This is a genomic window from Thermosipho africanus Ob7, assembly GCF_003351105.1.
Lineage (GTDB): Bacteria > Thermotogota > Thermotogae > Thermotogales > Fervidobacteriaceae > Thermosipho > Thermosipho africanus.
Window position 1 is genome coordinate 186,573 of record NZ_NKRG01000004.1, and the last position, 12,035, is coordinate 198,607.

Annotated in this window: 13 protein-coding genes; 5 read left to right on the forward strand and 8 right to left on the reverse strand. The window is 31.8% G+C overall.

The features are described from left to right. Window positions 1-21: 21 nt before the first annotated feature. From rpoD to rplU, 8 genes are all read right to left on the reverse strand, one after another. Window positions 22-1,137 (reverse strand): RNA polymerase sigma factor RpoD, encoded by a 1,116-nt coding sequence (gene rpoD / locus OB7_RS05860; protein WP_012580140.1) that lies wholly within the window; start codon window positions 1,135-1,137, stop codon window positions 22-24. Between the two features lie 7 nt (window positions 1,138-1,144). After that, window positions 1,145-2,758 (reverse strand): DNA primase, encoded by a 1,614-nt coding sequence (dnaG, locus tag OB7_RS05865; protein WP_004101628.1) that lies wholly within the window; start codon window positions 2,756-2,758, stop codon window positions 1,145-1,147. A gap of 74 nt (window positions 2,759-2,832) precedes the next feature. Beyond that, the gene (gene rpsI / locus OB7_RS05870) at window positions 2,833-3,231 is read right to left on the reverse strand and encodes a 30S ribosomal protein S9 (RefSeq protein WP_004101630.1); all 399 of its coding nucleotides are present in this window, start codon (window positions 3,229-3,231) and stop codon (window positions 2,833-2,835) included. 19 nt (window positions 3,232-3,250) lie between these two features. Beyond that, a complete protein-coding gene (rplM, locus tag OB7_RS05875; RefSeq protein WP_012580142.1) occupies window positions 3,251-3,700 on the reverse strand; it encodes a 50S ribosomal protein L13 in 450 nt (149 codons plus the stop codon). A 16-nt stretch (window positions 3,701-3,716) separates the two neighbouring features. Beyond that, entirely contained in the window at window positions 3,717-4,250 is a 534-nt protein-coding gene (locus tag OB7_RS05880; RefSeq protein WP_004101634.1) for an ECF transporter S component, read from the reverse strand. 11 nt (window positions 4,251-4,261) lie between these two features. Further along, window positions 4,262-4,528 (reverse strand): 50S ribosomal protein L27, encoded by a 267-nt coding sequence (gene rpmA, locus OB7_RS05885; protein ID WP_004101635.1) that lies wholly within the window; start codon window positions 4,526-4,528, stop codon window positions 4,262-4,264. Further along, the gene (locus tag OB7_RS05890; RefSeq protein ID WP_004101637.1) at window positions 4,518-4,829 is read right to left on the reverse strand and encodes a ribosomal-processing cysteine protease Prp; all 312 of its coding nucleotides are present in this window, start codon (window positions 4,827-4,829) and stop codon (window positions 4,518-4,520) included. The genes rpmA and OB7_RS05890 overlap by 11 nt, the downstream gene beginning before the upstream one ends. Then, complete coding sequence (gene rplU / locus OB7_RS05895) at window positions 4,826-5,146, reverse strand: 50S ribosomal protein L21 (RefSeq protein ID WP_004101639.1); 321 nt, start codon at window positions 5,144-5,146, stop codon at window positions 4,826-4,828. Before rplU ends, OB7_RS05890 begins: the two co-directional genes overlap by 4 nt. A 478-nt stretch (window positions 5,147-5,624) precedes the next feature. On the opposite strand from rplU, the gene OB7_RS05900 reads away from it, so the two are divergent. From OB7_RS05900 to OB7_RS05920, 5 genes are all read left to right on the forward strand, one after another. Next, window positions 5,625-6,725 carry an MFS transporter gene (locus OB7_RS05900; RefSeq protein WP_004101641.1) on the forward strand — a complete coding sequence of 367 codons (1,101 nt, stop codon included), beginning with the start codon at window positions 5,625-5,627 and terminating at the stop codon, window positions 6,723-6,725. Window positions 6,726-6,744: 19 nt separating this feature from the next. Next, on the forward strand, window positions 6,745-7,218 hold the full coding sequence (gene ruvC, locus OB7_RS05905; protein WP_004101643.1) for a crossover junction endodeoxyribonuclease RuvC: 474 nt from the start codon (window positions 6,745-6,747) through the stop codon (window positions 7,216-7,218). Between the two features lie 12 nt (window positions 7,219-7,230). Then, the gene (locus OB7_RS05910; RefSeq protein ID WP_114702754.1) at window positions 7,231-11,328 is read left to right on the forward strand and encodes a PolC-type DNA polymerase III; all 4,098 of its coding nucleotides are present in this window, start codon (window positions 7,231-7,233) and stop codon (window positions 11,326-11,328) included. Window positions 11,329-11,491: 163 nt separating this feature from the next. Continuing rightward, a complete protein-coding gene (locus OB7_RS05915) occupies window positions 11,492-11,764 on the forward strand; it encodes a stage V sporulation protein S (RefSeq protein ID WP_004101650.1) in 273 nt (90 codons plus the stop codon). A 7-nt stretch (window positions 11,765-11,771) separates the two neighbouring features. After that, complete coding sequence (locus OB7_RS05920; protein WP_004101652.1) at window positions 11,772-12,002, forward strand: hypothetical protein; 231 nt, start codon at window positions 11,772-11,774, stop codon at window positions 12,000-12,002. Window positions 12,003-12,035 lie beyond the last annotated feature (33 nt).

The window sequence follows — 12,035 nt, forward strand, 5'->3', positions numbered from 1 at the left end:
CACAATATGTGCGGTAAAATTTCATGATTCATCAAGCATTTTGAATAAAAGCTTTAAATATCTACTTCTTGAAGGATGTCTTAGTTTTCTTAAAGCTTTAACTTCTATTTGTCTAATTCTTTCTCTTGTAACATTAAAATATTGTCCTACTTCTTCAAGGGTTTTTGCTTTTCCATCTATAAGGCCATACCTCATTTTAAGGACCAACTTTTCCCTATCATTTAATGTTTCAAGAACTTTATCTACTTCTTCACGTATTAGCATTCTCATTGCTTCTTTCTTTGGTGAAGCTATTGTTTCATCTGCGATGAAGTCTCCTACAGTTGAATCATCATCTTCACCAACTGGTGCTTCAAGAGAAGTTGTTTCCTTTGCTGCTTGTAGAATTTCCTCAACCTTTTCTACAGGTTTTCCAATTAATTTTGCAAGTTCTTCAATTGGTATTTCCGTTCCATGCTCTTGATAATACTCTCTCATTATCTTTTGGACTTTATTTATTGTTTCTACCATATGTACCGGAACCCTTATAGTTCTTGCCTGATCCGCTATTGCACGAGTAATTGCCTGACGGATCCACCATGTTGCATAAGTTGAGAATTTATAACCTTTTTTCCAATCAAATTTTTCAACGGCCTTTAAAAGGCCAACATTACCTTCTTGTATAAGATCCAAAAATGAAAGACCTTTTCCAACATATCTTTTAGCTATACTTACAACGAGCCTTAGATTAGATTCTACCAATTTTTGCTTTGCCCTTTCATCTCCAAGTTGTGCGCGTCTTGCAAGTTCTCTCTCCATTGACTGACTTAACAGTGGGATTTTTCCAATGTCTTTTAAATACATCTTTATTAAGTCTTTAGTTGCCATATTGTCATAAAACTTTGGAGATTCCTCTAAAAAATCTTCCAAAGTGACATCTTCAATTCCATCGTTTGTAGTTTCTTCAGTAATTGCAACATTATTTTTTTCAAGCTCCTCGTAGACTTTTTCTAATACATTTCCATCAAACTCATCTGCCTTTTCTGGCGGGAACATCTTGTCAATATCTTCATATGTAACAAAGCCTTTTTCTTTTCCAATAGCTATGAGCTTTTCAATTTTCGAATCTAAAGAATCTACAGTTTTTTTCTTTGCCATCAGGAGTTCACCTCCCAAGTTTTTTGAGCTTTCTAACAAGTTCCATTCTTGTTTGTAAAAGTACCCTTTTTTCTTCCTCTGTTGCGGAATTTAAATATTTATCTATTTCTTCTATCCTTTTTTCTAAAGTTTTTTCTTCAATTTTTTTCTTTACTGTGTTTATATAATCTTCATTTATTTCAAATTTTTCCATTTTATTCAATATATTTTCAATATATTTTTGCAAATCTTTGGACAACTTTTCAAATGAAAAGTTCTTAAGATTTTTTAAAGATTTAATGAATTCTTGGGTAAGTTCATTAAATATTTTCGGATTTATTTCTATATCAACTTGCGGATTATTTAAAAGTAGATATATAACCATTTCATCTAAGGTTGGAAGATTAGTTTTTTGTTTTGGCTTAGGCACAGAAACGGTTATGCTCGTTTTTGATATCTTTTCAGCAGTTTTTCTAAATGTTTGAAGTTTTTCTGGAAAATTTTCGAATGTTTTTTCCCAGTTTTTTATTTCTCTTGTATAGAGAGGTATTGCATTTGAGTTGTTTAAATCATAGTTTTTGCTTAAAACATAAGGGATAAATTCTTCAGCCGGTATTGCTTCTTTTAAGAAAGAATATAATCCAGAACTACCTTGAGTTTTGTAAATTTCGTCAGGATCTTTTTCTTTTGTTTTTCCAGCAACCATTACATTAAATTGCATTGAAATTAGTATTTTTATGCTTTGAAGAGCTGCTTTTACTCCAGCACTATCAGTATCAAAAGCTAAGATAACATTTTGGGTAAGTTTTTTAATAGAAAAAGCGTGAAATTTTGTAAAGGCTGTTCCAAGTGTTGCAACAGCATTTTTAAAATCAGCTCTATGAAATGCAATAGCATCAAAGTAACCTTCACAAATAATTGCAAAATCTGCAGTTTTAATCTTGTCTTTTGCAATATCTAGTAAAAAGAGGGTTTTCGATTTTTTAAAAAAATCTGTTTCATATGAGTTAAGGTATTTTGGTTGCCCTTCACCTAAGAGTCTTCCCCCAAATGCTATAACATTCGAATATTCATTTTTAATTGGTATTATTAATCTACCTTCAAATTGGTCATGATTTGAAAAACCAAATTTTTTTAAGGATTTAATATCCAATTTTTGAGCAATTTTTTGAGGTATTTTAGAATTTATGGGTGAAAAGCCAAACTCATATTCCTTTATTTCTTCTTCATTAAAACCTCTTGAAAATAAATAATCAAGGGCAATTTTTTCATCAAATAACTTTTCAATATATTCTTTATGAAGTTCTTTATAAAAATTAAAGTATAACTGTTGAAAGCTATTTGATGAGCTGTATTCAATTTTTACTCCTGCTTCTTCAGCCAGTTTTTTTAAAGCTTCCATGAATGGTATGCCTTCAATTTCCTGAACAAATTTAATCACATCCCCAGACGCTCCACAGCCAAAGCAGTGGTATGTCTTGAAGGATGGATTTACATAGAAGGAAGGTGTTGTTTCTGTATGGAAAGGACACAAGCCACGATAACTATTTCCCACTTTTTGTAGACTTACATAACGGGAAATAAGTTCAACTATATCAATTTTTGATTTGATTTCTTCAATAGTGTCTTTAAGAATAAGCAATCACCTCTTTTAAACGAGGAAAACGTGGCAGTATTTTTACTGCCACGGTGAAGTTATATAAGCAATAAGGAATATTAACGTTTGGAGAATTGAGGTGCACGTCTTGCTTTTCTGAGACCGTATTTTTTCCTTTCGACCATTCTTGGGTCTCTTGTGAGAAGACCTTTTTCCTTCAATGTAGGTCTTAGATCAGGATTGTATTGAAGTAATGCACGTGCAATACCAAGTCTTATAGCACCTGCTTGTCCGGATTTTCCTCCGCCTTGAACTCTTATGAAGAGATCAAATGAACCTTCAAGACCGGTTACTTTTAATGGTTCAAGAGCGTGAAGAGTCCAAACAGAATTTTCGAGGTAACCATTTAAATCTTCATATTCTTTATCATTAACTGTAACTTTTCCATTACCTTCTTTTAGATATACCCTTGCAACTGATGTTTTTCTTCTTCCAGTACCCATGTAGTATTCAGCCATTTTCTACATCCCTCCTTGATTAAAAATTCAATTCAATTGGTTTTTGTGCACTATGTGGATGTTCTGAACCCGCATATATTTTAAGTCTTTTTAATGCTTTTCTTCCAAGAATTGTTTTTGGAAGCATTCTTTTAACAGCAAGTTGAATGAGTTTTTCTGGATTTCTTTGTTGAAGTTGCCTTGCTGTAAATTCTTTAATTCCTCCAGGATAACCAGAGTGTCTGTAGTAGATTTTTTGATCCCATTTTTTACCTGTTAGTTTAATTTTGTCAGCATTGATTACAACGACAAAATTTCCGCAATCGACATGAGGTGTCCAGTTTGGTTTATTTTTTCCCATAAGAACAAGAGCAATTCTTGTTGCAAGTCTACCAAGTGTTTGACCTTCTGCATTTATTAAGTACCAATCTTTTTTTACTTCTTCTTTCTTTAACAAAGTTGTTTTTTGTATAGGCAACGTTCTTGCCATTGTTATTCCTCCCTCCTTATATTTTCGCTTCATCTGGTTCTAAAATATTTTTAACGCGTCTATGAATTATTCCATTTATTACTGAGTCTATTGAAAACTTGATTGCATTAAAACCAATAATCCATGGCAGAAGTTTAAATACTTCTTCCAAAGGAATTTTCCAATAATATGGGACTACTATCATATTCAAAAGTGCCATTCCACCAGTTGCAGCGACAGTACCGATTATGTAACCTAATATTTCTCTGAATCTGTTCTTTTTTCCATATATTATTGCTGCAGGAACGATAAATAAAGCTCCAGCTGCAAAATTCATAGCAATACCGACTATATCTTGTGATTTAAATATGAAAAACAAAATATCTTTTATTGCTAGCACTATTACTCCAACAGTTGGAGAATATATAAAAGCAGTTAATAATACTAAAATATCGCTAGGATCATATTTTAAAAAATTAACTGCTGGGAATATTGGTATTTCGATATACATTACTACAAATGCAAGTGCAGCAAACACCCCTATAATTGCCACTCTTTTGGCGTTAAGCATAAATGCCCCCCTTATTTTTCTTCATATACGCTTACATATTTTCTGTTGTTTCTAACTTCAAATTTGACTACGCCATCTTTTAGTGCGAATAAGGTAAAATCCCTTCCCATTCCTACATTTTTACCTGGCCAGAATTTGGTTCCTCTTTGTCTGACAATAATAGTACCAGCTAAGACTTTTTGGCCATCGCCTCTTTTAACTCCTAGATATTTAGGATTGCTGTCGCGTCCATTTTTGGCAGTACTGCTTTTTGCAAAAAGCTGTATGTTAATTTTCATCATTGCTCACCTCCAGTTTAAGGTATTTTGGGTATTGTTCCTCTAAATCTTTTAAGGTATCAATTAATTCATTTACGAATATCTGAGAGATGTTATCGTGCGAAATGTTTTTTACATCTAAATATCCATCTTTTATTTTGACAGAGGCTCCATTTTTTAATAGATATCTTGCTGTATGCTGAGCTACAACGCTTACTGCTGCACAAACAATATCTTTACCTTTTTGAGCATACATTGAATGTCCTGTTATCAAAAACTTTTCAAAAAACCCGTTTTCTTTAAAAAATTTACACGTGATCATTTTACTTGAATTTCTTCTACTTTAATTGCGGTGTACCATTGTCTGTGACCTTTTATTCTTCTGTAGTTCTTTCTTGGTCTAAATTTTCCAACTATAACTTTTCTTGCTCTGCCATGTTCTACAATGGTTCCTTTAATTTCTACGTTGTCAAGGTAAGGTTTCCCGACTAAAACTTTTCCATCGTCTGTTTTTACCATAAGGACTTTGTCAAGTTTGACTTCTTCTCCTTCACCTTTACCGACAACTCTTTCAGTGAAAAAGACTTTTCCTGGTTCAACACGAAACTGTTTTCCACCGCTTTCAACAATAGCGTACACAAAGTTCACCTCCTCAGTTTTTTTGAAATAAACAACCGCTGGAACATGTAGCCTTTTTTTGGCGTTTAAGACACGTTCCAGGCGACTATAACCTAAGATATTTTACCATTTTTGATGAATATTTATGAAAACATTCTGTTAATATTATTTTTCTCGACGTTAACACAAGTGGACTATAAGAAATTAGAGGTGTGTGAGAGAGATTGGTTATTAGGTGAAAAAATAAAAAATGAATTATGAATTTAGAATGAAAAGAGATTGTAGATAGATTTTTCTTTTTAGTTAAAAATTCAAAAATAATATATCTTATCAACTCAGATCACATTTTTCAAAATCTAAGAAATCCGCTCCTGATAGGTAGATTCTAAACAAATAATATTTAAAGTTTTTAATCTTTTGTTTTAGACAATGAAAAAGAAAATTGGTATAATAATCTTGATAATTCGCAAAGCTAAATAATAAAAGGGAGGAAAACAAGATGGAGTTATTGGGAGCAATATTTCACTTTTTTGCAGATTTTTTTAATGCTTTTGTAAAACCTCTTGCGCCTCATTTTATTGACAAATTAGGGATTGATAACAAAACATTTGCAAGCTTTATAGCTTTACTTGGTGGAATTACTTCTATATTTCAAGTATTTTTTGGCATGTATTTTGATAAAATAAAAAGAGATGGTATTTATATAACAATAATTGTTGTATTAGAAGTGTTTTTGGTATCATTTTTGGGTATTGTAAAATCAGCTATTTTATTTTTCTCTCTTGTAGTTGCTATTAGGCTTTTAAATTCTATGTTTCATCCTCTGGGTGCTAGCTTTGCAGGAAGGCGTTCTAAAGGAAAGCATGTTGCTTTATTTTCAGTTGCAGGAACATTAGGTGCTGGTATAGCACCGGTTTTTATAACATTTTATCAAGAAAAAATAGGAATTGAAAAACTATACTTTTTAACTTTATTTTTTATTCCATTTCTTTTACTTCTTTCATTCAGGATATTTAGTTATGAAAAACCAGTTGAAGCAAAGAAATTAAGTTTTAAAGGTGATATATTCAAACTTTGGCCTATTTTTTTAATAGTTGCATCAAGAAGTTTTTCTATGGATATATTTCATACATATATTCCAATTTATATGAATGAAGTTGGAAAATCTTTAATAGTAGGTGGTTCAATATTAACATTTGGAATGATGTTTGGAGTTTTTACTAATTTCTTTGGTACAATTGTACTTGAAAAAACTAATGATAAATTTACCAATACTATTGGTTTTGTAGGAATGGGAATATTTGGATTGTTGTTCGTATTTGTACCTAATTTGTGGTTAAAGGTAATTTCTTTTGTCTTGTTTGACGGTTTTAGCTTTTTTACAATGTCATCTAACATTGTTTCTGCTCAAAAGCTTTTACCAAATAATAAGGCTCTTGCATCTGGTATTTCAATGGGATTTTCTTGGGCAATTGGAAGTTTCCTTTCAAGTGGTTATGCAGCGATATTTGGTAATAACACAATATTCATGTTTTTGAGTGCAAGTGTTTTTCCTCTATTAACCATATTAATATATAATTTTGGAGTAAAAAATAATTAAAAAGTGGAGGTATTTATCTTTGAGAATAATAGGTGTTGATCCTGGATATGGTATACTTGGATATGGGATCCTAGAAAAGAATAAAAACAAAATTTCGCATGTCACGCATGGGGTTATAACCACTGAAAAAGATGTCCCAATGTATAAAAGATTAGGGTATATATATGATAGATTTGTGGAGCTATTGGAAGAATATTCCCCAGATGCTTGTGCAATTGAAAGCTTGTTTTTCTACAAAAATGTAAAGACAGCCATCCATGTAGGAGAAGCTCGTGGAGTAATTCTTCTGGCCTCTTCGCAAAGGAACATTCCTTTGTATGAGTTTACACCTTATCAGGTAAAGAATAACGTTACTGGGTATGGAAGAGCAGATAAAAAACAAGTTCAAAAGATGGTTAAAATGCTTTTAAATTTAAATGATATTCCAAAGCCCGATGATGCTGCCGATGCATTAGCAGTTGCCTGGTGTCTTGCAGTTGAAATAAAAGCATAGGGAGGATAAAAAATGAAATATGTTTTTCCAAATTTGAATATCCCTATTACAAAACTTTCAGAATATTTTAATCTGGAACTTTCAGGTGAGATTGTAAAAATTGTATATGATACAAAATCTCAATCGCTTACTTTTTACTTAAATGAAGCGATTGGAGATTTAGATATTTTAAGTGAGAAGTTGAAAATGTTTTTTGGAGTTGATGTGTTTTTAGAATATAGTTTGCCTGAAATAAATAAAGAGAAAATATTGAATATGCTTAATGGTAATGCTCCTTATGTAAAAGATGTGGAATTTCTTGAAAATGAAATAGTTATTAAAGCTTTTGGTGAATTTGCAGCTAAGAAAATAGAAAGTAAATTAAAAAGAATTGAAAGTCTAACTAAAAAGAATGTTAGAGTAGAAATAATTGAAGAGGAAATAAGCTTTGTTCCTCCAAAAGTAGAAAGTTCTTTGAAAACATTTGAAGGTGGAAAAATAAAATATTATTTTCCATCAAATATTTCAATGAATGCAAAAGGAGTTTTCTTAAGAGGAAAGGTTTTTAAAATTGAAAAATCTGAATATGGGAATCCGCTATTAAGTATATATGTTACAGATAACAAAGATTCCATACTTGCGAAAGTATTTGATAATGTAGATAAAATAGAGACCTTGGTTTCAGTAAATAATTGGTATTACTTTAAGGGTTCTATGAGCGTTGATAGAAATGGAGAGTTTTATTTTTCTGTCAAAGAAATTTACGAAGATCCAGAGCCAATTGAGAGAAAAGATTTATCACAAGAAAAGAGAGTGCCTTTGCATGTTCATTCGAAAATGAGTGATTTAGATGCAATTATAGATATAAAGGAATTTGTAAAAAGAGCAAAAGAATGGGGTTGGAAGGCAGTAGCTATAACGGATCATGGAAATGTACAATCTATACCTTATTTATATGAAGAAGCTAAATCCAATGAAATAAAACCCATATTTGGAACTGAAATGTACTTTCTTAATGAACCTGGAGATATTGTAAAGAATTTAGATAAAGATTATGTGATTAAGGATTGTGTTTATACAGTCTTCGACCTTGAAACAACAGGTACAAACGCACGATTCGATGAGATAATTGAATTTGGTGCAGTAAAGTACAAGGATGGAAAAATTATTGATACCTTTAAAAGCTTTGTAAAGCCAAACAAAGATATAAATGATTTTACCCAAAAGCTTACTGGAATAACAAATGATATGTTAAAAGATGCTCCTGGTATAGAAGAAGTTGTTCCAAAATTTTTGGAATTTATAGAAGGTACTGTTCTTGTTGCACACAATGCAGACTTTGACTATGGATTTATTAGGGAAGTTTACAGGAAGATGTACGATAAAGATTTGATAATGCCTTATCTTGATACATTGAAGCTTTCAAGGGTAATTTTAAAGGGTAAGGTTAAGTCTTTTGGCCTTGGAAAACTTGTTGAATATTTCAAACTTGGACCATTTAAGCATCACAGGGCTTTTGAAGATGCAAGTGTGACTGCAGAACTTTTTGGTAAATTAGTTGAATTATTAGGTAAGATGGGTATAAAGAGTTTAAATGATATAAATAAACTAAAAGCAGGTACTTCTATTTCAAGTATAAGGACAAAGAGAGTATTTAATCACATAACTATTTTAGTTAAAGACAAAATAGGATTGAAGAACTTGTATAAATTAGTTTCAGATGCACATGTAAAATATTTTAAATACGTGCCATTTGTTCCAAAGAATGTTTTAAAAGAATATAAAGAAGGGTTGATATTTGGTACAGGCTGTGAGCAGGGCGAAATTTTTGAAGCACTAAAGGGTTCTGCAACCGATGAGGAAATAATAGAGCTTTTAAAAGAGTATGATTATGTTGAAATTTTCCCACTTAGCACTATTGTTTCAGTAAATAAAGAACAGGCAAAGGAAATATTTAAAAGGCTTTATTTTCTTGCAAAAAGGTTAAAAATGCCCGTTGTAATGGTTGATAACGCTCATTATTTAGAGCCAGAAGATATAAAGGCAAGACATGTCTTACTTTCACCTAAGGAAAAAAGTAATCCACATGATGAAGATCTACGCGATAAAGATGCACAGCTTTATCTGAGAACTACCGATGAATTACTAAAAGAGGCAATGGAAATATTCGGAGACGAAAAAATTGCTAGAGAAGTAGTTATTGAAAATCCAAATAAAATTGCAGATATGATTGAAGATATTGCGCCGGTAAAGAAAAAGCTCCATCCACCAATAATTGATGGTGCAGAAGAGAATGTTAGAAATTTATCTCTAAAGAGAGCCAAAGAGCTTTATGGTGATCCACTTCCAGAAGTTATTGAAAAAAGGCTTGAAAAGGAGCTTAAAAGTATAATTGATAACGGTTATGCAGTTTTGTATGAAATTGCACATCTTATAGTAAAAAAGGCAAACGAAGATGGTTATGTTGTTGGTTCAAGGGGTTCTGTTGGTTCTTCATTTGTTGCATACCTTATGGGTATAACGGAAGTTAATCCACTTCCGCCGCACTATATTTGTCCAAACTGCAAATACCTTGAATTTTCTAAGGAAGTTGGTTCAGGTTATGATTTGCCTGATAAATTGTGTCCAAAATGTGGAACAAAATTAAATAAAACAGGTCAAGACATTCCTTTTGAAGTTTTTATGGGATTTAAAGGTGATAAGGTTCCGGATATAGATTTGAACTTTTCTGGTGAATATCAAGAAAGAGCGCACAACTATATTGTAGAGTTATTTGGAAAAGATAACGTTCTTAGGGCTGGAACAATCAGTACAATTGCCGAGAGAAGTGCAATTGGCTATGTGAGAAGTTATATGGAGTTAAAAGATGAAACTTTAAATACAGCTGAACAAGTAAGACTGGCAGAAAAGGTTGCTGGGGTAAAAAGAACAACAGGTCAGCATCCTGGAGGTCTAATGATCGTTCCAAAGGATATGACCGTATATGATTTTACTCCAATACAGTATCCTGCAAACAAGAAAGATTCTGAAATGTGTACAACTCATTTTGCATATGAATCAATACATGATGATTTGGTAAAACTTGATGCACTCGGGCACGATGATCCTACAATGATTAAACTTTTATATGAGTATACAGGAGTAGATCCCACTACTGTTCCTATGGATGATAAAGAAACTTTGGAAATTTTTTCGTCGTTAAAACCTTTAAAAGTAAGAGCTTCTGATTTAGGAACGGATGTTGGTACTATTGGTATTCCTGAATTTGGTACCGATTTTGTCCAGGAAATGCTTAAAGAAACAAGGCCAAAATCATTTGCAGAGCTTGTTAGAATTTCAGGGCTTTCACACGGTACCGATGTTTGGCTTAATAATGCACAAGATATAATTAGGTCCGGAAAAGCAACACTTTCAGAAGTTATTTCTTGTCGTGATGACATAATGATTTACCTTATAAAAGCAGGGGTTGAAGAATCAACGGCCTTTAAGATAATGGAGAATGTTAGAAAAGGAAAAGGTATTACAAAAGAAGAAGAGGATTTGATGAGAGAGCATAATGTACCAGAATGGTTTATAGAATCTTGTAAAAAGATAAAATATCTTTTCCCTAAGGCTCATGCTGTTGCGTATGTTAGTATGGCATTTAGAATTGCTTACTTTAAAGTTCATTTTCCGCTTGCATATTATGCAGCGTTCTTCTCCATTAAGGGAGATGAATTTTCCATTGAAACAATTTTAAAAGGTCCAAATGCTATAAAAAAGAGATTAACTGAACTTAGTGTAAAAATGAAAAAAGATGTAAAGGAAAAGAACGAAGAAAAAGTACTTGAAGCAGCTTTAGAAATGTATTTAAGAGGTTTTTCATTTTTACCACCTGATATATTAAAGAGTGATTACAGAAGGTTTTTAATTGAAGATAACAAACTAAGGATTCCTTTAAACAGAATTCCAGGTGTTGGCGATAGTGTTGCATATTCAATTGTTCAAGCAAGAGAAGAAAAAGAATTTACTTCAATAGAGGATTTGAAAAAGAGAACAAAATTAAGTAAAGCACATATAACTACTATGAAAAAATTGAAGATATTAAATAACTTACCTGAAACAGACCAATCATCGTTATTTGATTTCTAAAGAAAGACGGAGAAAAATCAATATTTTATGATGAAAAACAAAGTTGTAATATGATTAGAATATAAATTTTTATAAAATTTTGAATTTTTGTAATTTTATGTTAAAATATAATCGTATTAGTAACAGTTCTATTAATATCTGTTCAAGGAGGAGTGGTATAGCTATGGAAACACTTAAGGTCAGCTCAAAATCTAATCCTAACAAGGTAGCGGGTGCTATAGTTGGATCTCTAAACAAGAATGAAAAGCTTGAGATCCAAGCTATAGGTGCTGGAGCTGTTAACCAAGCTTCAAAAGCTTTGGCAGTTGCAAGAAGGTTTTTGTCAGAAGAAGGTAAAGATTTATATGCGGTTCCAGGATTTATTGAAGTAGAGATAGATGGTGAAACAAGAACAGGAATTTCTTTTAAAGTATATTTAACAAAGAAGGCGGAATAATTATTGGATGAATGATTTAGAGTATATTGCTCAAAGCTGTAGGGATGATGAAAGACTTTTGAATATTGTTAAAGATGTTGCAAACATGAGTGGCGAGGAACGAGAAGACTTTGCTAAAAAGGTTCGCCAATATTTTTTGGGTAAAAATTCAGAAGAAGATAATAACGCGTATAAGTTTTTTAAAATTATTTTGGAAGATGAAAATGCAAGAAAAATACTTGAGATTCTCGGGGAGTAATAACCCCGATTTTTTTGTTTACAGGAGGTTATT